23 protein-coding genes are annotated in these 26,267 nt (G+C 64.2%); 9 read left to right on the top strand and 14 right to left on the bottom strand.

What is annotated here, in order from left to right; genetic code table 11:
• Window positions 1-17: 17 nt before the first annotated feature.
• The 5 genes from BJ122_RS16780 to fliL form a co-directional block, all read right to left on the bottom strand.
• Entirely contained in the window at window positions 18-3,920 is a 3,903-nt protein-coding gene (locus BJ122_RS16780; protein ID WP_430694795.1) for a tetratricopeptide repeat protein, read from the bottom strand.
• A 111-nt stretch (window positions 3,921-4,031) separates the two neighbouring features.
• On the bottom strand, window positions 4,032-4,778 hold the full coding sequence (locus tag BJ122_RS16775; protein ID WP_110782341.1) for a MotE family protein: 747 nt from the start codon (window positions 4,776-4,778) through the stop codon (window positions 4,032-4,034).
• Window positions 4,775-5,311: a DUF6468 domain-containing protein gene (locus BJ122_RS16770; RefSeq protein WP_110782340.1), complete on the bottom strand. Its 537-nt coding sequence runs from the start codon at window positions 5,309-5,311 to the stop codon at window positions 4,775-4,777. The genes BJ122_RS16775 and BJ122_RS16770 overlap by 4 nt, the downstream gene beginning before the upstream one ends.
• Window positions 5,308-6,513 carry a flagellar motor switch protein FliM gene (gene fliM / locus BJ122_RS16765; RefSeq protein WP_110782339.1) on the bottom strand — a complete coding sequence of 402 codons (1,206 nt, stop codon included), beginning with the start codon at window positions 6,511-6,513 and terminating at the stop codon, window positions 5,308-5,310. Before fliM ends, BJ122_RS16770 begins: the two co-directional genes overlap by 4 nt.
• A gap of 15 nt (window positions 6,514-6,528) precedes the next feature.
• Window positions 6,529-7,029: a flagellar basal body-associated protein FliL gene (gene fliL / locus BJ122_RS16760; RefSeq protein ID WP_027278064.1), complete on the bottom strand. Its 501-nt coding sequence runs from the start codon at window positions 7,027-7,029 to the stop codon at window positions 6,529-6,531.
• 350 nt (window positions 7,030-7,379) lie between these two features.
• Here fliL and flgF point away from each other — a divergent pair, with 350 nt between their 5' ends.
• Genes flgF through flgH form a run of 4 tightly spaced genes read left to right on the top strand, consistent with a single transcriptional unit; the run spans window position 7,380 to window position 10,760 of the window.
• A complete protein-coding gene (gene flgF, locus BJ122_RS16755; protein ID WP_110782338.1) occupies window positions 7,380-8,144 on the top strand; it encodes a flagellar basal-body rod protein FlgF in 765 nt (254 codons plus the stop codon).
• A 20-nt stretch (window positions 8,145-8,164) separates the two neighbouring features.
• Entirely contained in the window at window positions 8,165-8,953 is a 789-nt protein-coding gene (gene flgG, locus BJ122_RS16750) for a flagellar basal-body rod protein FlgG (RefSeq protein WP_110782337.1), read from the top strand.
• An 8-nt stretch (window positions 8,954-8,961) separates the two neighbouring features.
• Window positions 8,962-9,996 (top strand): flagellar basal body P-ring formation chaperone FlgA, encoded by a 1,035-nt coding sequence (flgA, locus tag BJ122_RS16745; RefSeq protein WP_430694794.1) that lies wholly within the window; start codon window positions 8,962-8,964, stop codon window positions 9,994-9,996.
• Window positions 9,997-10,001: 5 nt separating this feature from the next.
• Window positions 10,002-10,760: a flagellar basal body L-ring protein FlgH gene (flgH, locus tag BJ122_RS16740; RefSeq protein WP_110782366.1), complete on the top strand. Its 759-nt coding sequence runs from the start codon at window positions 10,002-10,004 to the stop codon at window positions 10,758-10,760.
• 277 nt (window positions 10,761-11,037) lie between these two features.
• Here the strand turns inward: flgH and BJ122_RS16735 are convergent, their stop codons facing one another.
• The 3 genes from BJ122_RS16735 to BJ122_RS16725 form a co-directional block, all read right to left on the bottom strand.
• The gene (locus BJ122_RS16735) at window positions 11,038-12,444 is read right to left on the bottom strand and encodes a methyl-accepting chemotaxis protein (protein ID WP_110782336.1); all 1,407 of its coding nucleotides are present in this window, start codon (window positions 12,442-12,444) and stop codon (window positions 11,038-11,040) included.
• 110 nt (window positions 12,445-12,554) lie between these two features.
• Complete coding sequence (locus BJ122_RS16730) at window positions 12,555-14,255, bottom strand: methyl-accepting chemotaxis protein (RefSeq protein WP_110782365.1); 1,701 nt, start codon at window positions 14,253-14,255, stop codon at window positions 12,555-12,557.
• A gap of 203 nt (window positions 14,256-14,458) precedes the next feature.
• On the bottom strand, window positions 14,459-16,600 hold the full coding sequence (locus tag BJ122_RS16725) for a TonB-dependent receptor (RefSeq protein ID WP_110782364.1): 2,142 nt from the start codon (window positions 16,598-16,600) through the stop codon (window positions 14,459-14,461).
• A 403-nt stretch (window positions 16,601-17,003) separates the two neighbouring features.
• Between BJ122_RS16725 and BJ122_RS16720 the strand changes: the two genes are divergently transcribed.
• Window positions 17,004-18,437 (top strand): DUF1254 domain-containing protein, encoded by a 1,434-nt coding sequence (locus BJ122_RS16720; RefSeq protein ID WP_245407770.1) that lies wholly within the window; start codon window positions 17,004-17,006, stop codon window positions 18,435-18,437.
• Window positions 18,438-18,562: 125 nt separating this feature from the next.
• Here the strand turns inward: BJ122_RS16720 and dksA are convergent, their stop codons facing one another.
• A complete protein-coding gene (gene dksA, locus BJ122_RS16715; RefSeq protein ID WP_085979391.1) occupies window positions 18,563-18,928 on the bottom strand; it encodes an RNA polymerase-binding protein DksA in 366 nt (121 codons plus the stop codon).
• A gap of 212 nt (window positions 18,929-19,140) precedes the next feature.
• Window positions 19,141-19,554 (bottom strand): flagellar assembly protein FliX, encoded by a 414-nt coding sequence (locus tag BJ122_RS16710; protein ID WP_110782335.1) that lies wholly within the window; start codon window positions 19,552-19,554, stop codon window positions 19,141-19,143.
• Between the two features lie 307 nt (window positions 19,555-19,861).
• Between BJ122_RS16710 and BJ122_RS16705 the strand changes: the two genes are divergently transcribed.
• From BJ122_RS16705 to BJ122_RS16690, 4 genes are all read left to right on the top strand, one after another.
• Window positions 19,862-20,995 (top strand): flagellar basal body P-ring protein FlgI, encoded by a 1,134-nt coding sequence (locus BJ122_RS16705; RefSeq protein ID WP_110782334.1) that lies wholly within the window; start codon window positions 19,862-19,864, stop codon window positions 20,993-20,995.
• Window positions 20,995-21,339 carry a flagellar assembly peptidoglycan hydrolase FlgJ gene (gene flgJ / locus BJ122_RS16700; RefSeq protein WP_110782333.1) on the top strand — a complete coding sequence of 115 codons (345 nt, stop codon included), beginning with the start codon at window positions 20,995-20,997 and terminating at the stop codon, window positions 21,337-21,339. Before BJ122_RS16705 ends, flgJ begins: the two co-directional genes overlap by 1 nt.
• A 17-nt stretch (window positions 21,340-21,356) precedes the next feature.
• Window positions 21,357-21,851, top strand: coding sequence for a hypothetical protein (locus tag BJ122_RS16695; RefSeq protein WP_110782332.1), 495 nt, complete (start codon window positions 21,357-21,359; stop codon window positions 21,849-21,851).
• Window positions 21,852-22,045: 194 nt separating this feature from the next.
• On the top strand, window positions 22,046-22,372 hold the full coding sequence (locus BJ122_RS16690) for a hypothetical protein (protein ID WP_245407769.1): 327 nt from the start codon (window positions 22,046-22,048) through the stop codon (window positions 22,370-22,372).
• A gap of 147 nt (window positions 22,373-22,519) precedes the next feature.
• Here the strand turns inward: BJ122_RS16690 and flaF are convergent, their stop codons facing one another.
• From flaF to BJ122_RS16670, 4 genes are all read right to left on the bottom strand, one after another.
• Window positions 22,520-22,885 (bottom strand): flagellar biosynthesis regulator FlaF, encoded by a 366-nt coding sequence (flaF, locus tag BJ122_RS16685; protein WP_110782330.1) that lies wholly within the window; start codon window positions 22,883-22,885, stop codon window positions 22,520-22,522.
• A gap of 3 nt (window positions 22,886-22,888) precedes the next feature.
• Window positions 22,889-23,266, bottom strand: coding sequence for a flagellar biosynthesis repressor FlbT (gene flbT, locus BJ122_RS16680; protein WP_110782329.1), 378 nt, complete (start codon window positions 23,264-23,266; stop codon window positions 22,889-22,891).
• A 192-nt stretch (window positions 23,267-23,458) separates the two neighbouring features.
• Window positions 23,459-25,714: a DUF1522 domain-containing protein gene (locus tag BJ122_RS16675; RefSeq protein ID WP_110782328.1), complete on the bottom strand. Its 2,256-nt coding sequence runs from the start codon at window positions 25,712-25,714 to the stop codon at window positions 23,459-23,461.
• A gap of 415 nt (window positions 25,715-26,129) precedes the next feature.
• The coding region (locus tag BJ122_RS16670; protein WP_146227215.1) for a flagellin at window positions 26,130-26,267 on the bottom strand (138 nt) is incomplete at its 5' end.

The following is a 26,267-nucleotide window of genomic DNA, read 5'->3' as shown; positions in this document are numbered from 1 at the left end:
TCGGCCGGGCGACACGGTCAGCGCGTCAGCTTGATCTCGCGGATCGGCGGAATTTCCGGCAGCGAGCCGGTGGCCTGCGGGTCGGTGCCCGGCTTCTGTGGCTGCGCCTTGGCGCTCGCTTCCGGGAAGCGCGCGCGCATCTCGCGCAAGAACCCTTCCAGCGTATCGACGCCGGCCGCCATCTTGGCGATCGCGGAGAACTCGGCATTGCTGCCGGTCGCGGGCGAGCTTGCGGTATCGAACGCCACCTTGTCGGTGCCGGTCATCAGCGGCGCGTATTTTTCGCGAAACCGCGCTAGCCCGAGACTGTCATCGGCCAGCGAATAGCCGATGGTGGCACGGATCACGTCGCTTTTCTCCGTGCTGTCGAGCGGCCGGAAATCGCGCCAGCGGTCGCCGAGATAGAGTTCGAGCTGTTCGGACGCTTCGCGCCAGCGCCGGCTGGCCCAATAGATATCGGCACGCAGCCGGATCGCTTCGCGGCCCGGCACATTCGAGATGATATCAAGCCCCAGATCGTGCCGGCCGATGTCGCTCTGCGCGCGCGCCTCCAGCAAGAGCCGCTGCTGGCGCAGCTCGCCGGACAGATCGGCGATGCGCGTCGAATGCAGCGCGGTGATGGCGCGCGCTGGCTTGCGGTTCATCAGATAGATCATCGCCAGCCGCGCCGCGACCTGGGCGCGCGCCGCGCCCTCGACCCGGCGATCGACTTGGTATTGCAACAGTTCGGCGGCCTGATCGAGCAGATCGACCGCCACCAGCCGGTCGGCAAGCCGGCGGATCATCTCATCGCCCTTGCGCCCGATCGGCGTCAGCTCGCGATGATCATAGAACATCGCCAAGGCGTCGATCGGCGGCAGGTCATCGCCCTTTGAGGTGAGGAACACCTGCGAGAACAGCGCGGCGGCTTCGTCCTGGGTCTGGCGCGCTTCTTCCGATTTCGGTTGCAGCTTGGTGGCGACCTTGGCCGCGGTCAGCGATTCCGGATAGCGGCCGAGTTCGGCATACATCTTCGCCATCATCTGCTGCACGCGGATTTCCAGACTGTCGCCGCGCCAGGTCAGCGCCAGCCGTTCCAGCTCCGGCAGCATATCGGTCGGCGAGATCTCGCCGCGGCGCTGGCGCAGCGTCAGCTCGCGCAGCTTGGCCTCGCTCTCGGCGCTGCGGTCGGTGGAATTGACCGCCTGCTGATAGAAATCGAGCGCCTCCATATCGCGGCCGATGCCTTCGTGCAGGCGGCCACGATACAGCGCCACCGTCGGCTGCAGCTCCGGCGGAATGCCGACATGTTCCAGCTCGCTGCTATAGGCGCTGGCGCCGGCAAAATCCTTGGTTTCCAGCGCCGCGCGCATCGCCTCACTAAGCGCGACGCGCTGCAGATCGAGCGGCTGGCTGTCGATCACGAACTCAAAATTCTTGAGCTTCTCGCGCGCTTCGGACCATTTGCCCTTCCGCGCCATCGCGACCGCGCGCCACAATTGCGACTCGTAGTTCGGGCCGATCACCGGATTGCCGAGGTCCTTGAGCGCCTCGTCCGGGCGATACAGCATGATGTTGCAGACCGCGCGCATCACCAAACCGATCGGGTCCTCGCTTTTCTCGGCGAGATTGAGATCGAGCAGCCCCTTGGCCTCGGCATAGAGCCCGCGCGCCATGTAGAACCGCGCCAGTTCCATGCGCGGCTGCAAGCGGCCATCGCCGGTGGCGGTGGCATCGGAGTTCATCAGCGGTTCGAGCTTTTCGAAGAACAAGCCCTGCTGATACTTCTGCCATTCGTTGGGATCAAAGATCGGGCGGCCGCGCGCGGCGCTGCGCTCACCGCCGCCAAAACTGGCCGATGACAGTGTGAGGCCGCCGGGCCGGCTGAACATCACCTGGCCATCGCCAATCGAGGCGGTGAGATCGTCGGAATTGGGCTGCACCACGACGCCGTGCTGCGATTCCAGCAGCGTCATCTCGACAAAGTCCTGACGCTTCAGGAAACCGCGCGACGGCGGCGCGGCGGTCACCACCAGCAGCGTGTCGCCGGCTTCCGGGTCCGACAAGCGGTGCACCGCGCCGGCGCCTGGCAGCGCTACTTTCAGGCTGGCCTGGGTCGGGTTGCTGATGTCGCGCGTCAGCTGCAACGGCTGCGACGGCGTCTTCTGCACATCGGCGAACACCACCGCCCAGCCCTGCGCATCGCCGGTCAGCGAAGCCAGTTGCGGCCGGCTCATCCTGATCTGCACCGCCTGCCCGGTCGGCATCGGCACCCCCTTGATCTCGGCGATATTGGCGCCGCCCTGGCGGCGCACCGGATCGAGATCGATCGGCGTGTTGCTATCAAATACCAGCCACAGCGAGTCAGCGCGGCGGAACAAGGCGGCCGGCACCGAGCTGCCGAACGGAAAACCGAGCCGCAGCCCGTCGGGACTGCGGCCGATCTCGACCGCGATGCCGGGCTTGGCGGCGCTGGCGGCAGCCGGCGCGGCGCTCTTGGATTCAGGCGCGGCAGCAGCAGGTTCAGTGGCCGCAGGCGCGGTGACTGCCGGCGCGGTGGTCTCGGGCTTGGACGGCGGCGCCATCGCCAGCTCGCTGGCCGCGCTCGGCGCGGCTGGCGGCGGCTGATCGGCCGTCACCTCAGCCTTCATCTCAGGCTTGGCTTCAGGCTTGGCTTCAGGCTTTGGTTCGACCTTGGCTTCAACCTTCGGCTCAACCTTCGGTTCAGTCTTGGGCTCAGCTTTGGCTTCAACCGGCGCGATCGGCTTCAGCTCCGGTTTGGTCTCAGCTTTCAGCTCCGGTTTGGTCTCAGCCTTCGCGGGCGGCTTGGACTCGGGCGCGCCGCCCTCGCCCTTGATCTGCTGCGACAGGGTATCGGAGGTCGGCGGCACGATCTCGCGCGCCGGCTCGGCCGGCCGGGCGTTCGGCACCGGAACGCTCCTCTGACCACCCGCCTGGCCGTTGATCAGCTTGCTGATCGCGGCCGGCAGATCGCGCGGCTGCTCAGGCTGCTGGAAGCCGATATCGACGATGTAGTTCTTCTCTTCGCGGAACGAATGGACGTCGACATTGCCGATCAGGCCGATATCGATCGACGAGCGCTCGCTATCCAGTTTCTGCGTGATACCCGAAATAATCGGCGGCGCCGCCAGCTTGGCGTCGGCCAGATCGAAGGTCAGCGGCGCGGTGAACAGCAGCGACAGCTTCTGATCGCTGAGCGTCGAGTTGACGCCGACGCCGTCGGGCATCTCGAACACGTAGCGCACAAAGGTCGGCTGCACCGCGGCACGCACCCGGATCGGCGTGCGCGCTTTCGCGGCCATGGAGGCGCGTTGCTGGCGCAGCGCGCGCTCGGCGGCGCGCGCCCGATCGGACAGCTCTTTCAGCACTTCTTGAGGCAGGCCGGGCGGCGAGCCCTTCCAGCCGTCGGGCATCAGATCGACATAGAGCCGCTCGCCGGCGGTCATGGAATTGACGGTGACCTTGCGCTGCAAAGCGAGGCGAATGGCGCTGCCATCGGGATCGCGGCGCGCCGAGCCGACATAATCCGGCACCGCATCGGCGATCTTATCGACCGGGACATCGACCGGGCGCTTGAAGCGGATCACCATCACGCTGCCCGCAAGCAGCACTTCGGAATCGACGTCTTCCTCGAGCTTGATCACCAGCCGGGCATAGCCGCCTTCGGCCGACAGCACCGCCTCGCCACGTATCGGCCGGTTGTTCTGGCTGGTGGCCGGCGCCAGGGTGCCGAGCAGCAGCGCGCCGGTCAGCAGCAGCACGCCCGAAAACCGGGCGAAGCGTCGCCAATTCACGGCCAACGCCGCGACCGAACAGGAGGCAAGAGGACTCAAAACCCGGGGACTGCAGGCCCAAGGCTGCCCTGCCCGCGGCGCTGCGCGGGTCTGGGACCCTATCGACCTGACAGCCCTGTGTGCCATCTCGGCAGTATCTTCCAGCTCGCGCGCACAGCTCCGCAACCACGCGGCGGAGCCATTCCAATGCGTCCGAACAGTAGAATTTCGGGTTTAAACGTCTGTTAAATATCCTCGCTAATTGCGACTAGGCTTGCCCTCAATCTTGGGCAATTCGGCCGTGGTCGCGCGATCGCCACCGCTGGCGCGGCGGGCGAGTTCCACCGTCAGCTTTTCCGCGGCTTCCGGCGTCATCTGCCCGAGAATGTCGGACATTTTGCGCGGCGCGATCTGCGAGGCGATCTCGATCAGCACCGGCATTTCCAGCCGGTCGAACACCTTGGCCGCGTCCTTGGGACGCATGCCCTCATACATGGTGACGATGCTCTTGAACTTGGTGGCTTCGCTCTCGGCGCGCTGACCGGTCGCCGACGTAATCCGCGACTCCACGCCCTTCAGCTCCTCGACCCGTTCGTCGAGACGCTTTTCGGCGGCTTTCAGCAGGCTTTCGCGGATATCGACCTCGCGGGCGCGCGCTTCGATCTCCTGGCGGCGCGCCTGCAGCCGTTCAAGAATGGCGCGCTCCGAGGGCGACATCGCCGGCGGCTCGGGCGGCGGCGGTTCGGTGGAGGTGGCCACCTCAGGCGCCGCCACTTCGGGCTTGGCGTCCTTCTTCGGCGCCGGGGTCGATCCGGTGACGTCGTCGAAGTTGCGGCCGGTCGGGAAATTCAGGTTCTCCTCCGCCCACGACCGCTTGGTCGAATTGGGCTGGTAGTCGAACACGTATCCGCCATCCAGCACCAGACCGGCGATCTTCAGCACAGCAAGGCCGCAGATCGCGATCAGCGCGATGGGGATAACCCTGATTTCCCGAAACAGCTTCATGCAGCGAGGCCATCAATCCTTCGGCGTTCAGCAAAAGCCTGGGCCGCGGCCGCCACCGCCTTCGCCGGCGACAGCGGAGCAGCCGAGAGCGGCGCAGCCGACAGCGGGGCGACGGACAGCGGCACAGCGGCGTGCGGCGCAACCGACAGCGGCGACGATACCACCGGGGCCGGCGCCAGCGAAGTCAGGTCGCTTTCCGTGACCGGCCGCGCGGCGGTGACGATCTTCGACAGCCGTCGGATGACATTGTCGCCTTCCGCGAGCTGCTTGCCAAGCTCGTCAGACAACTCATTGGCGGCGGCAATCTGGGTGCGCAGATTGTCGTTGACGTCGCGCACCGTGATCTTCAGGCCGCCGATCGCGCGCTCGGCGATCTCGGTGGCGGTGATCAGCTCGGCGATGGTCGCCTTCAGCGAATGTTCGTCGGCCTTGAGCCGCTTCAGCCGCTTGTTGAGCACCATGCAGTAACCAATGGTCAGCACCAGCAGCGCGGCGACCAGGCTTTCAATCGCGATCCCGAATGAATGGCTCATTGTGACTCCATGAGTTTGGTCTGCTCGTCGGCCTTCTCGAACATCGCGTAGGTGGTGTTCGGCTTGCGGAGCTGCTTGGTGACCCGGATCGCGACGCGGTCAGCGACCCGTCCCATCCGGCCTTCAGTGAGAGTGACGTTGCCGCAGCGCACCGCCACCAGCGCATCGGGGCGCATCTCCAGCGGCAGCGTGTCGCCGACCTTGAGGCTCATCAGCTGGCGCAGCGGCAGATCGGCTTCATAGAGCACGGCATCGACCGAGATTTCCGCCTGGGCGATCTCGGTGGCGAGATGGCCTTCCCAGATCGGATCGCGACCGAACTTTTCGCCCATGAACATCTGCATGAGCACGGCGCGGATCGGTTCGATGGTCGCGTAAGGCAGCAGCAATTCGATATTGCCGCCGCGGTCTTCCATATCGATGTGCAGCCGCACCAGGATCGCCGCGTTGGCGGGCCGGGTGATGGCGGCAAAGCGCGGGTTGGTCTCGAGCCGGTCGATGGTGAAGGTCACCGGCGACAACGGCCGGAACGCCTGTTCGGCGTCGGCGAGCACCACTTCGACCAGCCGCTTGACGAGGTTGGTTTCGATCGTGGTGTAGGGCCGGCCTTCGACCCGCAGCGAGGTCTGGCCGCGGCGGCCACCGAGCAGCACGTCGATCATCGAATAGATCAGCGAGGAGTCGACGGTGGCGAGACCAAAATTCTCCCACTCCTCCGCCTTGAACACCGACAGCACCGCCGGCAGCGGAATCGAGTTCATGTAGTCGCTGAAGCGCACTGAGGTGATGCGGTCGAGCGAGACTTCGACGTTGTCGGAGGTGAAATTGCGCAGGGACGTCGTCATCAACCGCACCAGGCGGTCGAATACGATTTCCAGCATCGGCAGACGTTCGTACGACACCATCGCCGAGTCGATGATGGCGCGAATGCCGGAGTGGTCGTCGAGATTGACCTCGCCGACCGAGAAGCCGAGCAGATTGTCGATTTCTTCCTGGGTGAGGACCCGCTCGCCGCCGCTCTTGCCACTGCCGCTGAGGTCGCGACTGCCGTCCTCGACCATCGCGGCCCATTGCTCGGCCATGGCGCCAGTGAGCTCGTTGGCTGCCGCGGCTTTCGCGGCCTCCTCCGGGTCCTCCATCGCCATCTGCGCTTCCCATTGCGCAGCAATTGCGTCCTGGTCGACGGGGTCGTTACCAGCCATGGGCAAGGTCCCACATCATTGGATGATGATCTCTCTGAACAGCACGGTGTTCACTTGTCCGGGCGCGACGGCGACGTTGACCCGGCGCAGCATTTCCTCTTTCAGCCGGAACAGGCCGGCCGACCCGGAAATGTCGCTGGAGCGCAGCTCGCGCAGATAGGTCTGAAACAGGTCGGTGACGCGCGGCAAATTCGGCTTGATGGTCTCGACCATCTTGTCGTCCTTGACCTCAAGCACGGCTTTGACGCGCAGATATTGGATGCGCTCGCCCGGCGCGCCGGCGAGGTTGATGGTCATTTCCGGCACATCGATGAACACCGGCTTCGGCGGCGGCGGCGCCTCCGCATGCTGCTCTTTGTGCTCATCATGGCCGCGCAGGAACATGAACCAGACGCCACCGCCGATCAGCAGCACCAGCGCAGCGGCCCCGGCGATGATGATCAGCTTCATCTTGCTCTTAGGAGCAGCTGCTGCGCCTTCTTCGCCTTTTGCGCCTTCTTCGACTTCGTCAGCCATGCTTGCGGTCCGAAACTGCTGCCAGCAAGAGGCGACGCGATACAACTGCCTCCGGCGCCCGAGCGCCCCCGTTAAAACTTATTTTGCAATGGTTAACGGAACCTTTCTTTGGGCCCCTGACTGGGAAGATTTTGCCGGGCAAAGTTGGTAAACGCGCGGTTATTGCCGCCCTGCCCGGCCCGGGCAAAACCACCAAGCCACTGATCCACCAACACTTTCATGCTTGGCACGGCTTTCGCTAGCAAGACTGGTGAGGCGCGGGCTTGGGAGAGCCGCAGCGTCGCACAGCAGCCGGGGATGACCTTTGGGAGAGGGTCTTGTCCGGCTCGGATCAGGGGAGATCGTGGCCGATGGAGAATGCGTCCCTCATCGGACTATCGCGGCAGATGACGTTGCGGCGGCATATGGATGTCGTTGCCAACAACATGGCCAATATGAACACCGCCGGCTTCAAGGCCGAGCGGATGCGTTTTGAGGAATATCTGTCGCCGGGCGCCCACGAGGACAATTTCGTCGGCCGCGACCGCCGCGTCAGCTATGTGCACGACCGCGCCACTTTTCACGATTTCTCGTCGGGCCCGCTGGAGCAGACCAAGGCGCCGCTCGACGTCGCCATCGACGGCAACGCTTTCTTCGTGGTGCAGACCGCGGCCGGCGAACGCTACACCCGCGACGGTTCGTTTCAGATCAACAACCTCGGTCAGCTCGTGACGGCGAGCGGCGATCAGGTGCTCGGCGCCAACGGCCCGATCGTGTTCCAGCCGACCGACCGCGAAATCAACATCGCCGCCGACGGCAATATCAGCGTGCTGGAAGGCACCGCCACCATCGACTCGCTGCGCGGCAAGCTGCGCCTGGTGTCGTTCGCCAATCCGCAGCGGCTGATCAAGGAAGGATCGAACCTGTTTACCGCCGGCGACGGCGCGGCCCAGCAGCCGGCGGTCAACGTCCAGGTGCGGCAGGGTTTTATCGAGAAGTCGAACGTCAATTCCGTGGCCGAGATGACCCAGATGCTGGACGTCTCCCGGGCCTACACCCAGCTGTCCACCCTGCTTCAGCAGCAAGGCGATCTGCGCAAAGCCGCGATCGAAAAGCTTGCTGAAGTCCCGGCGTAAGTCTCGAGGAGTCCTAAGTCATGCGTGCTCTCTACACCGCCGCGACCGGGATGGCCGCCCAGGAACTGAACGTTCAGGTGATCTCGAACAACATCGCCAATATGCGCACCACTGCTTTCAAAAAGCAGCGCGCCGCATTTCAGGACCTGATCTACGACCATATCAAGCGCGTCGGCGCGCAGGCCTCCGACCAGGGCACCATCCAGCCGGTTGGTGTCGATATCGGCGGCGGCGTCAAGACCGTCGGCACGCCGCGCATCATGACGCAGGGCACGCTGTCGACCACCGGCAACGATCTCGACATCGCGATCCGCGGCGAAGGGTTCTTCAAGATCCAGATGCCGGATGGCACCTACGCCTACACCCGCGACGGCTCGTTCACGACCGACAACACCGGCCGCATCGTCACCGCCAACGGCAATCCGGTGCAGCCGACCATCACCATTCCGCAGGGTTCGTCCGGCCTGAGCATCAACGCCCAGGGCCAGGTCACCGTGATCGTGCAGGGCCAGACCACCCCGACCCTGCTCGGCCAGATCGGCCTGACGCGCTTCATCAACAAGACCGGCCTGCAGCCGATCGGCGACAACCTGTTTACCGAAACGCCGGCGTCCGGCCCGCCGCAGGACGGCACCGCCAACACCGACGGCTATGGCGACATGCAGCAGCACACGCTGGAGCAGTCCAACGTCGAAGCGGTGACCGAGATCTCCGACCTGATCTCGGCGCAGCGCGCTTACGAGATGAACGCCAAGGTGGTCAGCGCCGCTGACCAGATGTTGCAGTCGACCTCCAACATGCTGCGCTGAGGAGAGCGATGATGGCTCGCCGTTCCACTTACATCCTGTTGATCGCCGGTCTCGCCGCGCTGTGCGGCAGCGCCGGCCATGCCGAGCAGCCCGCCGAGATCGCCCGGCCGGTGCTGCGCCCGAGCGTCACCGTGAACAGCGATCTGGTGCTGATCGGCGACATGGTCGAGAACGCCGGCGCCGCCGCCGGCATCGCGATCTATCGCGCGCCCGACATCGGCACCACCGGCTCGCTGCCGACCGCCAAGGTGCTGGCGGCGCTGCGCGCCCATCGGGTGATCGGCGTCGATACCCGCGATATCCGCGAAGTCACCGTGTCGCGGCTATCGCGCGCAATCGACGGCCATGAGATCGAAAGCGAAGTGATCCGCGCGCTGGCCCGCCAGAACGGCCGCTCCGACCACGCCACCTTCAATCTGAAATTCGACCGCGAGCCGCAGGACGTGCAGCTCGACCCCTCCAATGTCGGCGCGCTGGAAGCGGTGGCGGTGCGGCACGACAGCCGCACCGGCCGTTTCGACGTGACCTTCGAGGTCGCGCACGAGACCGGCGGCACGCCGGTCAAGCTGCGCTACACCGGTAACGCGATCGAGACCGTGGAGACCGCGGTGCTGGCGCGCAGCGTGGAACGCAACGAAGTGGTGAAAGCATCCGACGTGATGATGGAACGGCGGCCGCGCTCCGAAGTCGGCCCCGATGCGCTCGACCGCAGCAGCGTGGTCGGCATGCAGGCGCGCCGCGCGTTGCGTCCCGGTCAGCCGCTGCGCTCCGCCGATCTCGCCAAGCCCGATCTGGTGCAGCGCGACCAGGGCGTCACCCTGATCTACGAGCTGCCCGGCATCTATCTGACCATGCGCGGCAAGGCGATGGAAAACGGCGCCGAAGGTGACGTCGTCAACGTACTCAACATCCAATCGAAGCGCACCATCTCCGGCATCGTGATCGGCCGCGGCCAGGTCTCGATTTCCGCCGGACAACCGCGTCAGATCGCTTACGCCGAACAGCCCGCCGCAGCTCCTGCCGACGCCGCCAAGCCCGAGTAATGATCATGTCCCAGTCAGTGCCGTTCAACCGCATCGTTCTCGCCGGCGTGCTGCTGGCCACCGGCGGCCTTGCGGGCGGGTGCTCGTCGATCGATCGGCTGTCGCAGATCGGCGAACAGCCCAAGCTCGCGGCGATCGAAAATCCGACGGCGCAGCCCGGCTACAAGCCGGTGTCGATGCCGATGCCCTCGCCGCAGCCGGCGTCCTACAATCCCAATTCGCTGTGGCGCAACGGATCGCGCGCGTTCTTCCGCGATCAGCGCGCCCATCAGGTCGGCGATATTCTGACCGTCACCGTCAACATCACCGACAAGGCCAATATCGCCAACCAGACGCAGCGCAGCCGAAACAACTCCGAGGATTCCGGCGTCACCGATTTCATCGGCAGCAAGACCATCGGCAACCCCGGCACCGCGATCCTGCCCGGCCGCATCCTGACCGCCGATGGCACCTCGTCATCCGACGGCAAGGGCTCGGTGCAGCGCCAGGAAGCGTTGCAGACCACGGTGGCCGCGGTGGTGACGCAGCTGCTGCCGAACGGCAATCTGGTGGTTGAAGGCAAGCAGGAGATCAGGGTCAATTTTGAAATCCGCGAACTGATTGTCGCCGGCATCGTTCGTCCCGAGGACATTCAGAGCGACAACACCATCGACAGCGCCAAGATTGCACAAGCGCGTATCGCCTATGGCGGCCGTGGCCAGATCACCGATGTGCAGCAGCCGCGCTATGGCCAGCAGGTGATGGACGTGCTGCTGCCGTTCTGATCCATCGGCTCTCCGATCGCGGTGCTTCTCCCGGCGCCGCGATCGATCTCCCAACGAACTCTCCCAAAAATCTCCCACCAGCTCCCACACGAAGCGGCGAACCTAGGCGCAGCTTGGTGTTCTACGCGGCCTTCGCCATCTCCCCTGGCGGAGGCCGCACTCCCCCTTCCCGCAACGTGCCGCAGGCTCCAGCGCATGGCAGCCGCACGGCAGCCCGACACCGAGGTGCCGCGACCACGTCAGCACAGACAGTACAGACCGCCGCGCCAGGGCGTGATCAGCTCTTGCCGTCACGGTTGGCGAGCAGCTGCGACATCTCATTGAGCGCCGCAAACACCTGCTGGGAGGCGGATTCCATCTCAGCGGCGGCCGACACCGCGCCCTCCAGATCGCCAGCCTGAAACTTGTCCAGCGCCTCCTTGCCATAGGCGTGCACCTGCAGATGCGGCTCGGCGATGCAGCGATAGGCGGAGCTGGCCTTGATCTCCTGGTCCTGCAGGCTGTCGTACCACTTGCCGAACCGGCAACCGTGATGGTCCGGCAGATCGCAGGCCTTGGCATGGGCGCGGCCGACCAGGGTATCGATCACGCGCTTCTTGAAGGTGGCGTGGTCGGAGCGCGCCAGCTGCACCAGGCTGCGGTCGTTGATGTTCTTGGTGAACTCCTGCAGCCGCGGCTGCACCACTTCGCCAACCCGATCGACCGCAAGCGCGAGCCGCTCGATCGCGGTCAGGGCGTCGCTGGACATGGTGGCGGTGGCGCTGACACTGGCCTCCACTTCATTGGTGGCGGCCATCTGCTGCTGCACCACCTCGGCAACCGTCGCCATGTTGCGGGTGACGGCATCCACAGTGGCATTGATAGTCTTGATCATGTTGCCGGCGTCACGCACCGAAACCGAGCCGGCCTCCACGGTTTCCCCGCTTTGCCGCATCGCGACCACGATGTCCTGCATGCCCTCCTGCAGACTGGCGATGCGCTGGCGGATGTCATCGGTAGCCTGCGCGGTCTGGTTCGACAGCGCCTTGACCTCGCCCGCGACCACGGCAAAGCCGCGGCCTGCTTCGCCCGCACGCGCCGCCTCGATGGTGGCGTTGAGCGCCAAAAGATTGGTCTGGCGGGCGATTGCCTCGATGTCTTTCACAATCCCTGAGATCTGCTCGATCGATGAACTGAGCGCATCGACCTTGTGGCCGAGATCGCCGACCGCTTCCGCGGACTTGCCGATCGACGCCACCGCCTGATCGGCGGCATTGGCGCTATCGGCGACCTTGTCGTGCACCTCGACCGCCTCGCGCGCCACCTCGTCGGTCGCCCGTCCGATCTCGCCGATCGACGACGTCAATTCACTGACCGCATCGGCCACCGACTGGGTTCGCTCGCCGAGCGCGTGCATGTCGGCCTTCATATTGGCGACGGCAAGCAGCGGCACGGTCTGCTCGACCCAGATATCGGCCAGCATGGTCAGGGCGGCGACGGTCTTGCCGCGCATATGCTGAACCAGCGGTGCAAAACTGCGCGCCACCTCGTCATCACCGGCCAGGGCGTCGTCATAACGGTCCTGAATCAGGCAGGACACCAGCTCCTGAACCCGCGCCAGCGTGGCGTCATGGCCAGGCTGGTCGAAAGACTCGGTCGGCGCGGGGCTGCGTGCGGCTTTGAGGTTTTTCAGTGCACCCAACATGATTGGTGTTCGCTATCAATGACGGTTGACAAGGTTTGAAACGAAGACCCCCCGGGCGGTGACCGCTCGGGGGGTACAATTTCATCCGACAGAAATTGTCGCCAGAGGCATCATGCGGCCCGAACCGTGTCGAGGAAGTTACCAACCTCGCTGCGCAACCGGCTGCTATCACGCGATAGCGACTGTGCCGCCGACAACACCCGCGCCGAAGCGGTGCCGGTCTCGTTGGCGCCCTGCTGCACATCGGTGATGCTGTTGCTGACTTGCGAAGTACCCTTCGCCGCCTCTTGGACGTTGCGGGCGATCTCCTGGGTGGCCGCGCCCTGCTCTTCCACGGCCGAGGCGATGCTGGAGGAAATCTCCGACATGCGCTCGATGGTGCTGCCGATTTCGCGAATGGCGGTCACCGATTCCTGGGTGGCCGACTGCATGCCAGCGATCTGCTGGCTGATTTCGTCGGTCGCCTTGCCGGTCTGCTCCGCCAGCGCCTTGACCTCGGACGCCACCACGGCGAAGCCGCGACCGGCATCGCCAGCGCGCGCCGCCTCGATGGTGGCGTTCAGCGCCAGCAGGTTGGTCTGACCCGCGATGTTGTTGATCAGATCGATGATGTCGCCGATCCGGCCGGCGGCGGTTGCCAGCGCACCGATCCGGTCGTTGGTCTGCTTGGCCTGATCGACCGCCTGATGGGCGATATTGGCCGACTCCTGGACCCGGCGCGAGATCTCGTTGACCGACGAGGTCATCTGCTCGGTGGCCGAGGCAACCGACTGCACATTGGCGGTGGCCTGTTCGGACGCAGCCGCCACGGTGCTGGCGAGGTGTTCTTCGCGCTCGGCGGTCGAGGTCAGCGAGCGGGCCGCGGATTCGAGTTCGGCCGCGGCGGTGGTGACGGTCTGGATCACTTCGCCGACCGACGCCTCGAAGTTGTTGGCCAGCCGTTCCATGTCGGCCTTGCGCTCGGCAGCGGCACGCTCCTCGATCGCAAGCTGCTGCTGCTTCAGGCGTTCGACCTCGATCGCATTGTTCTTGAACACTTCCACGGTGCGGGCCATGTCGCCGATCTCGTCACGCGACTCCTTGCCCGGCACGTCGACCGACAGATCGTTCTGGGCCAGCGCCTGCATCGCCTTCTTCAGCCGATCGATCGGGTGCGACAGGCCGGCAATGCCGATCCACATCGCGAACGCCAGATTGAGCAGCAAGCCGATCGCGGCGGTGACATAGGTGGTGAAAATCGTGGACTCGGTCTGAGCGGTCAGCGCGTCGGCAGCCTTGGCCGCGGCCACCGACAGGTCGGCGATCAGCTGATGCTGGGTCGCCAGCGCGTCCTGCAGCGGCGGCACGCATTCTTCCTTCAGGCGCATCGACGCCTTGATGCTGTCATCCGGAGACGCCGCCTTGGCAGCGAAGCCGATCGCCGGATCGCAAGCCACGAACGCCTTCTTCACCTTGCCGACAACCGGCTCGATCGCGGCCGCATGTTCCGGCAGGTTCTTGAGGACCTCGGCCATCTGGGTTTCGTAGGTGCGCCGGTCATCAGCGATCTTGGTGACGTATTTTGCCGCACCCTGTGCATTGCCTTCGGCAGCCAGCTGGAAGGCGTTGGCAATGTATTCCTCAGCGCTGCCGGCAGCGCGGGCGTTGATCAGAGCGAATTTGTCGAGTCGGCGCACCACGTCGGCATAGGACTCGTCAATCTTCTCCATGCGGATCGATGCGAACCAGATCTGGCCCGCCATCTGCAAGGCCAGCGACGCCACGATCAAGCCGACCTTGAAGACGATTTTGAAGTTCCCAAGCAGTGACATCATTGTCTCCCCAATGATCTGAGATGCGCGCTGAGCCCATCGCTCAAACGTAGTCGGCAGCATCCCATAGAGAAATTCTTTGGCGATCGCCCAAGGCGCTCATCCATCCCACGCAGACATTGGCCAGAAACCCATTCCGGGATGTTAATGCGCGCGCATAAACCGCTAATTATTTCGTCTGCGATGCGCGCTGATGCACTATTTCAAAACGAACCCGCGAGAGTTGCCCGCAAAGCGAGTGGTTCGACGGCGTGGACGTGCCGATCGCCGACGCCCGTAGGCTCGCCGGCCAAGCGCGACATATAATAGTACTCAATCTGATTGGTCTTCGCGTCGAACAGATTGAGCGCGTCGAGCTGCAGCCGAATGCCGTTATCGAAGCGGTAACCGAGTCGGGCGTTGAAGATCAGCGACGCCTGCGAATGCACCCAGCCATCCTCAGTGAGCGGCCGCGCCCCAAAATACCGGCCGCGTAGCGCGCCGAACCAGCCTGTTTCCCGACCGAACGTCACGCTACCGCTCGCCACCCAGCCCGGCGAGCCTGGAATATAGTTTCCGGCGGGATCCGGATTGGTGAAGCGCGCATGGCTGTAAGCAAGGTCGAGATCGACGCCGAGCCAGGGCTGCGGCTGGTAGTGATTGGTCCATTCCATGCCGACCCGCCGGCTCGGCCGGCTCGGCTCGGTGGTGCCGGCGTCGCCGACGAACAGTAGTTCGGAATCGAAATCAAGAATGAATACTGCTAGCGCGCTGGTCAGCCCCGGGACGCTCTTATTCCGCACGCCGATTTCCGCGCCCTTGGAACGCACCAGCAGCGGCACCCGATCGAGGAGCGTGGTCTTGTCGATCGGATCGACGGTGATGGTGGTGCCGCGGATATCATTGCTGTGCAGGCCATAGCCGGCATTGCCGAACAATTCGGTCCCCAACCACGGGCCGAGCACGATGCCGGCCTTGGGGCTGGTCAGCGAGGCCGACGTGGTGCCGGAATTGGCCGGGGTGTCGCTCCTCACCTGGCCGCCGAACACGTCCTCGCGCACACCAACCATGGTGCGCAGCCAGTCGGTCCAGCGCACCGTGGTGTCGGTCCACAGCCCGATGCTCTGCTGCTCAACATCGTCGGCGCGCACCGTGGATAGATAGGAGCGTTGCAGCGTCTTATTGAGCGCGACATTGATGCTGTCGGCGCGGCCCTGCACCCCGATCCTTGTTTCGACCGGCAGCCCGGCGAAGCGATAATCAAAACGCTGGCTGGCGTTCAGACCATAGACCATGCGGCGATCATATTGCGCGAACTGATCGCCATTGATCGGATCGTCCAGGAAATAGGTGAAGTTGTTGTAGAGCTGTAGTGCCGAGTTGATCACATAGGCATTGACGTCGGTCTGGCCAAAATCGCTGGTCTTGGCGTAGCGGCCGGACAGGCTGAACCGGCTCGACACGCCGCCATCAGTCGGGTCGAGCGATCCGAACCGGGTGATCCGGCCCTGCTCGATCGCGCGCAGCGCCACCTGGTCGGTCGAGATCCAGCGATTGGCGTAGCCCATCGCGGTGACGCTAAAACCGTCGGTCAAAGTGCCTTCGCTATAGCGCAGCACGCCGTTCAGCTTGCGTATCTTATCCGGGACCTCCCACGGCCCGTTGGAGTGGTTGGCCTCGAACGCCGCCAGCACGGTGCCGCGGTCGAGCTTGGTCGAACCGGCCGACAGCAGCCGGCGATAGCCAAAACTGCCGACCGTCGCTTCGGCCAGGTTTTTGGGCATGGCGCGCAGGTAGTCGATGCTGACCGCACCCGCCGAGCCGAAATCGCCGACATCGGCGAAATACGGGCCTTTGCGCAGGTTCATCACGCTGATCAGTTCGGGGATCATGAAGTTGATATCGGCATAGCCCTGGCCATGGCCGTGGGTCGGCATATTGACCGGCATGCCATCGACGGTGATGGCAAGGTCAGTGCCGTGATCGAGATTAAAACCGCGCAAAAAATACTGATTGGCTTTGCCTTCGCCGGAATGCTGGGTGACGATCAGCCCGGGCACCGCCTCCAGCACTTCTCCAACGCGCGACACCGGCAGCGCATTGATCTCGGCGCCGCTGACACTGCTGGCGCTGGCGGACAGATTGACCGGCGCGCTCATCGCGGGCGTCGCCGGTTCCTGCGCCGGAACCGCGGCCGATGCCGCCGGCGATGCGGGACTGGAGGCGGGCTGATGCCGTGAGGTCTGGCGGCGCCGCGGCCGCTCCGGCTCGGCGGCCGGCGCTTCGACCACGATCTGCGGCAATGAATGCGGCGCGGTCTGCGCCCGAGCGGCGGTTGGCGACACGATCAGCGCGGTGCCGATCATCGTGCCCATCAGCAGCACGGCGCGCGCCTTTGGCGCTGCAGCGGAACGGAAGCCCCCATCACTCATCGAAACGCCTTGCGTCCACGGCACTGGCCGCGAACGTCCCCCCTGGTGTCGGTGTCACGCTGTTATGACGTCACGGTCATTCGCCGTGTTAGCAGCAGCGTGACACGCACAGTATGATATTGTCAACGAAACATCATACTGATCGCACCAGCCGTGATCGCATGCCGAACGCGCTCGCGCCGGCAACTGATAACCCGCTGACCATAAGTAATCGCGCTATCCAGTCACACGCCGGGTGCACAAGGCCCGCGCCTGACCGAGTTGACCAAAGTCAACTTCGTTGTCCGGTCGCCGTTCACCATCACCGACGCGGGTTCATCGGATCGAGGAGGACGAAATGGTTCTTCGTGGGTTGAGCAAGCTGATCGCCGCGCTGACGGCGGCGGTGCTGATAGCCATGGCACCGACGCGATCGCAGGCGGCATTGTCGGACGACGAGGCGCTCGCGATCGGGGTCGAGGCTTATCTCTATTTCTATCCGCTGGTGACGATGGACATCACCCGCAAGCAAGCGATCGCCGAGCCGGGCAAGGAACTCGGCAAGGGGCCGATGAATACATTCGTCAATATTCCGGCCTACCCGCCCGCGGATTTCAAAATCGTGGTGCGCCCCAATTTCGATACGCTGTATTCCAGTGCCTGGCTCGATCTCACCAAAGAGCCGATGGTGATCACCGTGCCCGAAACGTCCGGGCGTTATTACTTGCTGCCGATGCTGGACATGTGGAGCGACGTATTTGCCTCCCCCGGCTGGCGTACCACGGGCACGCAGGCCGCGACCTTCCTGATCACCCCGCCCGGCTGGCAAGGACAGGTTCCGAGCGGCATGCAGCCGATCGCGGCGCCGACGCCGATGGTGTGGATCATCGGACGCACCAAGACCGACGGCCCGTCGGACTACGCCGCCGTGCACAAGATACAGGCTGGCCTCGCCATCACGCCGCTATCGCAATGGGGCAAGCCGCCCGGCCCGCCGCCGCGCGTCGTGATCGACCCCAGCGTCGATACCAGAACGCCGCCGAAAGTACAGGTCGATACCATGACGGCCGGCGCCTATTTCAGCTACGCCGCCGAACTGCTCAAAATCATTCCGCCGCACGCCACCGATCAGCCGATGATCGCGCGGCTCAGCCAGATCGGCATCGTGCCCGGGCAAAGCTTCGATGTGAGCAAAGCGCCACCTGCGGTGCGCAAGGCGCTGGAGGCCGCGCCCGCGCAAAGCCAGCGCCTGATGGCGTGGAAGCTACCGACACTGGCGCGCGTGGCCAACGGCTGGACCATGAACACCGACACCATGGGCGTCTACGGCAATTACTACTTGAAACGCGCCATCGTCGCCCAGGCCGGGCTTGGCGCCAATGTGCCCGAGGACGCGATCTATCCGATGAACATCGCCGACGACACCGGCAAGCCGCTCGATGGCAGCCAGCCCTACGTGCTGCATTTCGAGAAGCATGAACTGCCGCCGGTGAAAGCGTTCTGGTCGGTGACGCTGTACGATTCCGATGGGTTCCAGGTCGCCAACACGCTCAACCGTTTTGCGCTCAGCAGTTGGATGCCGCTGCAAACCAACGCCGATGGCTCGCTCGATCTATTGATTCAGAACGACAGCCCGGGCGCGGCCAAGGAAGCTAACTGGCTGCCGGCCCCAAAGGGAGCGTTCAACCTGGTGATGCGGCTATATGCGCCGCAGGCGGAAGTCTTGATCGGGAAATGGTCGCCGCCGCCGGTGACACGGCTGCAGCGTAGCGCGCCATTGAGCTCGCAGTAACAGGATGCAGCGATGGCGGGCTGGTGCGAAACGCCGGCGAACACGCCTGCAACAAGCCGCCGCTGCGCACTCAGCGACCTGTGAAAACAAAAGCGCGGCGGTGAGAACCGCCGCGCGAAAGGGGCCTACTCGTCGCGATAGACCTTTTCGCGCTTTTCGTGACGCTCCTGGGCTTCCACCGAGAGAGTCGCGATCGGGCGTGCCTCGAGCCGTTTGAGTGCAATTGGCTCGCCGGTCTCTTCACAATATCCGTAGGTATTATCTTCAATACGCTGCAGCGCTGCGTCGATCTTAGAGATCAATTTGCGCTGGCGATCCCGGGCGCGCAGTTCGATCGCGCGGTCGGTTTCCGAAGCGGCACGGTCGGCCAAATCGGGGTGATTGACGTTTTCTTCCTGCAACGTCTGCAGTGTGATCCTGGATTCTTTCAGGATCTCGTCCTTCCACGCTAACAGCTTGGCGCGAAAATACTCGCGCTGCCGATCGTTCATGAAAGGCTCTTTCTCAGAGGGTCGGTAGCTCTTCAGTTTTTCCAAGGCCGTTCCATCTGTCCAAGAGGCCGGTATAAATACCCGGTCGCGCGGCCGCTTATATAGCGGTGCAGTGTGACAGACAACATTGTCCTCGCCGACCGAATGGACAGGTGGCGGTGGATATTCGTTTCTGAACAGGAACTAAGCTGATCGAGAATCAGGCAATAGCCCTAGAACTGGCCGGCTTTGGCGAGTTCGACTTCGACCCGCAGCTCAATTTCAGCCAGCACGGCATCAAGCCCGGGATCGCCCGAGGAAGCCTTCAGATCAGCGGCGGCGGCCCGCAGCCGGGCCACCATGGCGTTGTCGAGCTTGCCCGACAACAACCCGAGCTTCAACTCGTCGAGCGCATCGAGCGCGCCCCGGCCGCGCCTCACCGAGCGGCGGCGCCGTTCGGTCGGGTCATCCTCGATGCTCTGCATCGCCAGCAGCGCGTCCAGGCTGGCCGCGGCCTTGGGCGCAGCGGCCTGCCGGCTCTCGGACGGCGCGGCGGTATCAGGGAGCGTAAAGGACGAGCCGCTGGTGCGGCGGCTGCTGGCAGCCGGCGTTCCGATCGTGGTCCCGTTGGGTCCATAGATGCGCATCGTGCTGGTTCCGCTGTTGCCTTGTCTGTCAAATGGGAGCGCTGAGGGTATTTGCGCAGCCGTGAACGACGGGACCTCACCGCCAAACTCGGCAATTATGGTTAATGGCGGGTAAACGGATCGGCAAATTTTGCCGCGATCGGCAGTTTCGCCCGCCATCCCGCACCGCCGGGTTCCCGGCCGCGCAATTTTTATCAAATAAAATCAGAGAGGTATCCGTAAGACACTGGTGGCACGGCGCTGGCATAGAAAGCTGCGGCGAGCCGCGACGATTTCGGCGGTCTCGCGCAAGCTCGGGGAGCACGGGATGCGGAGCGCGGGTGTGAGTTTGGTGCAGCGGTTCTGGCAGGCGATCGGCGTCGTGGCGCTGGCGCTGGCCGTGAGCTGCACATCCGCCGCGGCGACCTCGCGCATCAAGGACCTCGCCAATATCGAAGGCGTGCGCCAGAACCAGCTGATCGGCTACGGCCTGGTGGTCGGCCTTAATGGCACCGGCGATACCCTTAACAACATACCGTTCACCAAGCAGTCGCTGCAGGCCATGCTCGAGCGCATGGGCGTCAACATCCGCGGCGCCACCATCCGTACCGGCAACGTCGCGGCGGTGATGGTCACCGGCAACCTGCCGGCCTTCGCCACCCAGGGCACGCGCATGGACGTCACCGTGTCGGCGATGGGCGATGCCAAGAACCTGCAAGGCGGCACCCTGCTGGTGACGCCGCTGCTCGGCGCCGACGGCAACGTCTATGCGGTCGCGCAGGGCTCGCTGGCGATCGGCGGCTTCCAGGCCGAGGGCGATGCCGCCAAAATTACCCGCGGCGTGCCGACCGTCGGCCGAATCGCCAATGGCGCGATTGTCGAGCGCGAGATCGAATTCGCCCTGAACCGGATGCCGAACGCCCGACTGGCGCTGCGCAATGCCGATTTCACCACCGCCAAGCGCATCGCCGCGGCGATCAACGACTATCTCGGCAGCAAGACCGCCGAGCCGATCGACCCCTCGACCGTGCAGCTGTCGATCCCCAAGGAATTCAAAGGTAACGTGGTGGCGCTGCTGACCGAAATCGAGCAGCTGCAGATCGAGCCCGACCTCGCCGCCAAGATCATCATCGACGAGCGCAGCGGCATCATCGTCATGGGCCGCGACGTGCGAGTCGCGACCGTGGCGGTGGCCCAGGGCAATCTGACGGTCACCATTTCCGAAAGCCCGCAGGTCAGCCAGCCCAATCCGCTGTCGCGCGGCCGCACCGCGGTGACCCCGAACTCACGGATTGGCGTCACCGAGGACGGCAAAAAGCTCGCGGTGGTCAAGGACGGCGTGTCGCTGCAGCAGCTGGTCGATGGCCTGAACGCGCTCGGCATCGGCCCGCGCGACCTGATCGGCATTTTGCAGGCGATCAAGGCGGCCGGCGCCATCCAAGCCGACATTGAGGTGATGTAATGATGTCCCCCGCGATCAGCGCTGCGCTCGAAGCCGGCGTGCCGGTGCGCAACGGCCGCCCGGACTACACGCTCGCCGCGGCGCTGAAGAAGGTGTCGCCGGAGACCCAGGCCAAGGCCAAGACCCAGGCCACCGAGTTCGAGGCGATGTTCCTGAACGCGATGGTATCGCAGATGAGCACCGGCATCGAAGGCGAAGGCCCGTTCGGCGGCACCGTCGGAACCGGCGCCTGGCGCTCGATGTTGACCGACCAATACACCCGCTCGATCGCCAAGGCCGGTGGCCTCGGCATTTCCACCGATGTCTACCGCGCATTGATCCTGAGACAAGCCGGCGCCAGCTAATTTGTGAGGACGTTCCCATGCAGCAGCAATTCGCCCAGCAAGCCGCCGCGTCACGCGCCGTCCCGCCGATTCAGACTGCGGCCGAAGCGCGCAAATTCGCCGAAGAGCTGATGGAGGTCATGACCTCGCTGCTCACGGTGATCGAAGCCGAGACCGAACTGGTTCGCGCCGGCAAGATCCGTGAAGGCATGGAACTCGAGCCGCGCAAGACCGAGCTGTCGCGCCGCTATGTCAGCGCCATCCTGCTGTTCAAGGCCAGCGAGAAGTACATCTCGCTCGCTACTCCGGACCTGCTGGCCGCGCTGCATCGCCATCACGACGTGTTCCGCGCCATGCTGCAGGTCAACCTCACGGTGCTCGCCACCGCCCATGCCGTCTCGGAAGGGATCGTGCGCGGCGTCAACAGCGAGATGCAGCGCCGCAACGCGCCGCAGACCTACACCGCGTCCGGCTATCGCGCCGCGCCCTCGCCGCGCGCGATCTCGCCGATTGCTGTCAGCCGCTCGCTGTAATCAGCAAGCCGGCCGGTTATTAGGACTGCAAACCTTTCGCAGTTGAATTAAATGAGCGCTCGCGCTTGAGGGGCAAGTTTAAACACTAGGCGTATGAACCAAACTGGGATGGGTTGGATTCTTCTTGATGGAGCCAGGAGGCTGCCATGGGAACTGATTTCAACGTCAAGCCGATCGGGACGCCTGTTGCTAACTTGATCAAGCCCGCGCCGGAAGCCGCGCGGACGGCGGTTCAAACCGATCTGCCGCCGGACAAGAGCGTCACGGCCACGGAGAGCAGCTCGGCAACGACGACCGGTTCGAATTATCGTCCGCCGCCGCCCGCGACCGATCAGTACGCGCGCAGCATGTTCGTCGATCGCGCCGCCGCTCAGATCGTGTTTGTCACCATCGACAAGGCCACCAATCTGGTTGTCAGCCAATACCCTGAGGAATCGAAGCTGCGCGCACGCGCTTATCTTCGAGCCCAGGAGAGCGCCAAGCAGGAAGTTCGCCCGCTCGAAACCGACCGCTCGGCCTGACGTCCGATCGTCATTGTCGCGTCGATTCGTTGTTAATAACCGCCGGCCCCACCGCGCGGCGATTTGGCATGCTTGGGCTCAGGCATGAAGCTGCCAATGCCGCATCCTGCACATAATTGCCCGGTCACTCCGTGACGTGCTGCGCGCTTACGGACGTCCGCTCAGACCAGCGGCGATTTGCAGATTGATATCGATCAGGGCTTGGATCTTGTCGCGCTCGGGCTTGAGCTGCAATGCGGCCGACTGGCTGAGCACGAAGATGCCGAGATTAGCGACGTTCTGCCGGGTCTCGATCTTTTCCGGATTGCGATCATTGACCGCATCGCCGACGAAGATCGACCACAGTTTGCGATTGAACATCAGCGCCCGTTGGATGCCGGAATCGATCTCGTCCAAACGGGCCATCGCGTCCTGCAGCATCCGCGCCGCCTTCAGCAGCGCCTGAGCTTCAGTTTCGCGGGGAGATGACGTCTGCTGCGCGGTACGAGCATAAGCCTGAGCAGCATACGACATGGTCTACCTCAACAGCTCTTCTTCGCGCTTGATCAATGCACGAAGCTCCTTCAACGCTTTGTACAGATTGCCGCTTAAGATAAGCTTACTGGCCTCCTCGATCGCGCCGCGGAAGCTCGGCACGGCTTCGAGTAAGTCCTTGATAAATCCCATGAACAAATCCTGATACTTCGGGATGTCGTTCTCGAGATACATCATTTGGACGCACAGATAGACGCGCTTCACCGGGGTGTCGGCGGTCTCGGCGGTCAGGATATCTTTCTCACGCAGAATCGGAGCGTCGCCGTCGATCAGGAATGCCGTCCTGGTATCGGAATTAGTGATGACGCTCTGACCGATGATGATCCGCTCAAACGGCTTCAACTCGACACGCAAGGGCATAGGGGGCTCCTGTTCGACGCGCTCTGTCCGCCGCCAGCGCTGGCCTGATTAGCAGTGATCGTCGTGCGGGAAAGCCGGTCTGACGGTGAAATCTGCGCAGGCCACCACAGATATCCACCGATTCGGCGGCATGGCCGAGACGGTGGGGGCGGACCCTGCCCGGTCCCCTTGGTTCCGGCTCAGCCCTCAGGATCAGCGCAGCAGCTGCAGCACGCTCTGCTGTGACTGGTTGGCGAGCGACAGCGCCGACACCGCGATCGACTGCCGGGTCGACAGCGCCTGGCTGTTGGCGGCCTCTTCGTTGGTGTCGGCCAGCGTCAGGTTCGACGAGCCGGTCTGCAGCACGTTGATCAGGTTTTTGGCGAAGTCCTGGCGGATCTGCACGATCGACAGGTTTGAGCCGTAGGATGACGCCTGCGAGCGCAGCGTGGTCGAGGCGGTGTTGAGCGCGGCCAGCGTGCGGTTGGTCGCCGCGTTGTCGATGAAGTCCACACCAGCCACCAGGGTTGGCAGGCCGAGGCCGGCCGGCGTCAGCGCGGTGCCGATGATGTTCAGCGTCGACTTGCCGGTTTCGTTGAACACCAGCTTCAGCGTGTCGCCGTTCAGCAGATTGACGCCGTTGAACGAGGCGTCCTGCGAGGTCGTGGTGATCTGATTGATGACGTTATTATACTGCTCGACCAGCTTGGCGCGCGCCGCCTGCGAGTTGGCATCGGGCACCGGCGGATACGGCGTGGTGAAGGTCAGCGCCGCGGTGATGGTGCCGCCCATCACGCCGCCATCGACGCTCGAGCCCATGGTCGCCGACGCGTAGTCGTTGCCGGCCGAAATGGTCAGCACGCCATTGGCGTCGATCTGCGCGATCAGGTTGTTGGGCGCCAGCTTGGCGTTGAGCTGCGCCAGCGACTTCACGGTGCCGTTGGTGCCATCGCCGAAGGTGATGCTGACCGGGGTGCCCCCCTTGAACGAGGTGAAGGTCATGGTCTTGCCGCTGACGCCGCCGATGCCGGCCGAGCGCGTCGCGGTGAAGGTGGTAGCGGTGCCGGTGTTGCCGGCCAGGCCCAGCGCCACCAGCGCATTGCCGGTGCCGGAAATGGTCAAATCCGAGGCGGTGCCGGTCGAAATCTTCAGCGCGCCGGCCACAACTTGCGAGGCAACGCCGGTACCGGGCTTCAGCGACAGCACGCCGCCAGCCGAATTCGAGAAGCCCTGCGCGCCGGTGGCGATGTCGATCGCGTTCAGCGCGTCAGCGATGGTGGCGCCCTGCAGATAGACGGTGGAGTTGCCATAGGCATCAGCGACCACGCCATTGAGGACGCCCGAACCGACCGGCACATTCGCAGCATCGGGCGGCAGGGCATTCTTGAAGGTGATGGTCTTGCCGTTGACGTTCAGCGTCGAGCCGTCCTGGACCGGCATGCCGAGCGACGCCGCGGTGATCTGACGCGACTGGGTGATGGTGACATCGCCCGAGCCGAGCGAGGTGGTCAGACCAAGGCCGTTGAGCAGATCGGCGTGACCCGTGATGCTGAGATCGGCGCCGGTGCCGGTGGTCAGGGTCAGCACGCCGCTCGCGATCGTCGCGTCGGTGCCCGAGGAATGCGAAATGGTCGCCCCGCCGTTGCTGATCAGCGCCTTCTTGACGCCGCTGGCGAGATCGATGGCGTCGGCGAGGTCCTTCACGGTCGCCGCGGGCGAAGCGTTGCTGCCGAGATAGACGGTGGTGTTGCCGTTGCCGTCGGTGATCAGATTACCGCTGATGCCGGAGCCGGCCGGCAGCACGGCCGAGGCGGCCGTACCGGACCGGAACGTGATGGTCTTGCCATTGACGGTCAGGGTGTCGCCATCGACCGGCGCCGCGGTGCCCTTGATGGTGGAAGCGCCCGGGGTGCCGATCAGGGTCAGACCCATCGCCAGCGAGGCGGCGGTACCGGCGCCGTCCGGCGCGGCACTGCCGACCAGCGACACCGAGGTCGCGCCGAGCGTGGTGGTGGAGGTGATCGGATGGGCGCCGCCAGCGGTGCCGTCGACGATCACTTTCGAAAGCGCGTTGGCGCTGGTGTAGCTGGTGGTGCCGCGCAGATCGTCCGGCGTCGCGCCGGTGATGGTGGCCGAGACGTTGGACTTGGTGGCGTAGCCGACGTTGGATTGCAGCGCCTGGTTGGCGATCGACTTGGCGGTGTCGATCAACTTGTTCAGCGAAGTGATGCCGTTGCTGGCCTGCTGCAGGATCTGCACACCGTTGCTGATCCCGTCGAGCAGATTGTTGATGTCACTGGAGCGGGCGTCGAGCCCCGCGGCAGTGAAGAAGTTCGTCGGGTTGTCCAGCGCGGTGTTGACCTTCTTGCCTGAGGCAAGTCGGTTCTGGGTAGTCGCAAGCAAATCGGCAGTCGACTGCAAAGAGAGCAGGTTCTGGCGAACCGATGCCGAGAGAACGACGTTGGACATGTTGATACCTTCCTGATCCGCGCTGGCGCTGACCCTTCAGGTCAGCGGCTGCCCCCACCCCGAACGACCGCATTGGCCGCCGCGATGGATGCCGGTTGTGCTTCGACGCCTTCTGGAAGTGGGACCTCAGTCGCACATACACGGGTGCGCACCGGATCGACGCGGCCGATTCTCGGCCTACCTGCTTCCTGAATACCGGAACTATGACGGAGCACTTTTTAAAATATGGTTAACAGCGCCTTAAGCGCGCGGGCGGAAAGCAAACCCGCGTGAAAACAATATGTTAACCATACGGCGTCGGGAGGCAAAAAAAGAGCGGCGGATGGTGCCGCCGCTGATTCGCGAAAAAGGCAGGGTCAAAAAGAAAACGGCGGGGTTGCCCCCGCCGCCTTCCAAGTCGTGCTGAGAACGTCTGTTAGCGCAGCAGCTGCAGCACGCTCTGCTGGGACGAGTTGGCCAGCGACAGCGCGGACACCGCGATCGACTGGCGGGTCGACAGCGCCTGGCTGTTGGCCGCTTCCTCGTTGGTGTCGGCCAGCGTCAGGTTCGACGA

Origin of the sequence: Rhodopseudomonas faecalis (assembly GCF_003217325.1) — a bacterium.
Classification (GTDB): domain Bacteria; phylum Pseudomonadota; class Alphaproteobacteria; order Rhizobiales; family Xanthobacteraceae; genus Rhodopseudomonas; species Rhodopseudomonas faecalis.
Note: the sequence above shows the minus strand (reverse complement) of the source record. Positions and strands in the feature narration are given on the sequence as shown.

What these genes read in the sequence shown, in the direction of transcription:
- BJ122_RS16695 (WP_110782332.1), top strand. Translation starts at nt 21,357, where the DNA reads ATGCAGCAGCAATTCGCCCAGCAAGCCGCCGCGTCACGCGCCGTCCCG.
- fliM (WP_110782339.1), bottom strand. Translation starts at nt 6,513, where the DNA reads ATGGCTGGTAACGACCCCGTCGACCAGGACGCAATTGCTGCGCAATGG.
- flgG (WP_110782337.1), top strand. Translation starts at nt 8,165, where the DNA reads ATGCGTGCTCTCTACACCGCCGCGACCGGGATGGCCGCCCAGGAACTG.
- flgF (WP_110782338.1), top strand. Translation starts at nt 7,380, where the DNA reads ATGGAGAATGCGTCCCTCATCGGACTATCGCGGCAGATGACGTTGCGG.
- flgJ (WP_110782333.1), top strand. Translation starts at nt 20,995, where the DNA reads ATGATGTCCCCCGCGATCAGCGCTGCGCTCGAAGCCGGCGTGCCGGTG.
- BJ122_RS16730 (WP_110782365.1), bottom strand. Translation starts at nt 14,255, where the DNA reads ATGTCACTGCTTGGGAACTTCAAAATCGTCTTCAAGGTCGGCTTGATC.
- BJ122_RS16725 (WP_110782364.1), bottom strand. Translation starts at nt 16,600, where the DNA reads ATGATCGGCACCGCGCTGATCGTGTCGCCAACCGCCGCTCGGGCGCAG.
- flgH (WP_110782366.1), top strand. Translation starts at nt 10,002, where the DNA reads ATGTCCCAGTCAGTGCCGTTCAACCGCATCGTTCTCGCCGGCGTGCTG.
- BJ122_RS16770 (WP_110782340.1), bottom strand. Translation starts at nt 5,311, where the DNA reads ATGAGCCATTCATTCGGGATCGCGATTGAAAGCCTGGTCGCCGCGCTG.
- BJ122_RS16705 (WP_110782334.1), top strand. Translation starts at nt 19,862, where the DNA reads ATGCGGAGCGCGGGTGTGAGTTTGGTGCAGCGGTTCTGGCAGGCGATC.
- flgA (WP_430694794.1), top strand. Translation starts at nt 8,962, where the DNA reads ATGATGGCTCGCCGTTCCACTTACATCCTGTTGATCGCCGGTCTCGCC.
- flaF (WP_110782330.1), bottom strand. Translation starts at nt 22,885, where the DNA reads ATGTCGTATGCTGCTCAGGCTTATGCTCGTACCGCGCAGCAGACGTCA.
- fliL (WP_027278064.1), bottom strand. Translation starts at nt 7,029, where the DNA reads ATGGCTGACGAAGTCGAAGAAGGCGCAAAAGGCGAAGAAGGCGCAGCA.
- BJ122_RS16780 (WP_430694795.1), bottom strand. Translation starts at nt 3,920, where the DNA reads ATGGCACACAGGGCTGTCAGGTCGATAGGGTCCCAGACCCGCGCAGCG.
- flbT (WP_110782329.1), bottom strand. Translation starts at nt 23,266, where the DNA reads ATGCCCTTGCGTGTCGAGTTGAAGCCGTTTGAGCGGATCATCATCGGT.
- BJ122_RS16735 (WP_110782336.1), bottom strand. Translation starts at nt 12,444, where the DNA reads ATGTTGGGTGCACTGAAAAACCTCAAAGCCGCACGCAGCCCCGCGCCG.
- BJ122_RS16775 (WP_110782341.1), bottom strand. Translation starts at nt 4,778, where the DNA reads ATGAAGCTGTTTCGGGAAATCAGGGTTATCCCCATCGCGCTGATCGCG.
- dksA (WP_085979391.1), bottom strand. Translation starts at nt 18,928, where the DNA reads ATGAACGATCGGCAGCGCGAGTATTTTCGCGCCAAGCTGTTAGCGTGG.
- BJ122_RS16675 (WP_110782328.1), bottom strand. Translation starts at nt 25,714, where the DNA reads ATGTCCAACGTCGTTCTCTCGGCATCGGTTCGCCAGAACCTGCTCTCT.
- BJ122_RS16710 (WP_110782335.1), bottom strand. Translation starts at nt 19,554, where the DNA reads ATGCGCATCTATGGACCCAACGGGACCACGATCGGAACGCCGGCTGCC.
- BJ122_RS16720 (WP_245407770.1), top strand. Translation starts at nt 17,004, where the DNA reads ATGGTTCTTCGTGGGTTGAGCAAGCTGATCGCCGCGCTGACGGCGGCG.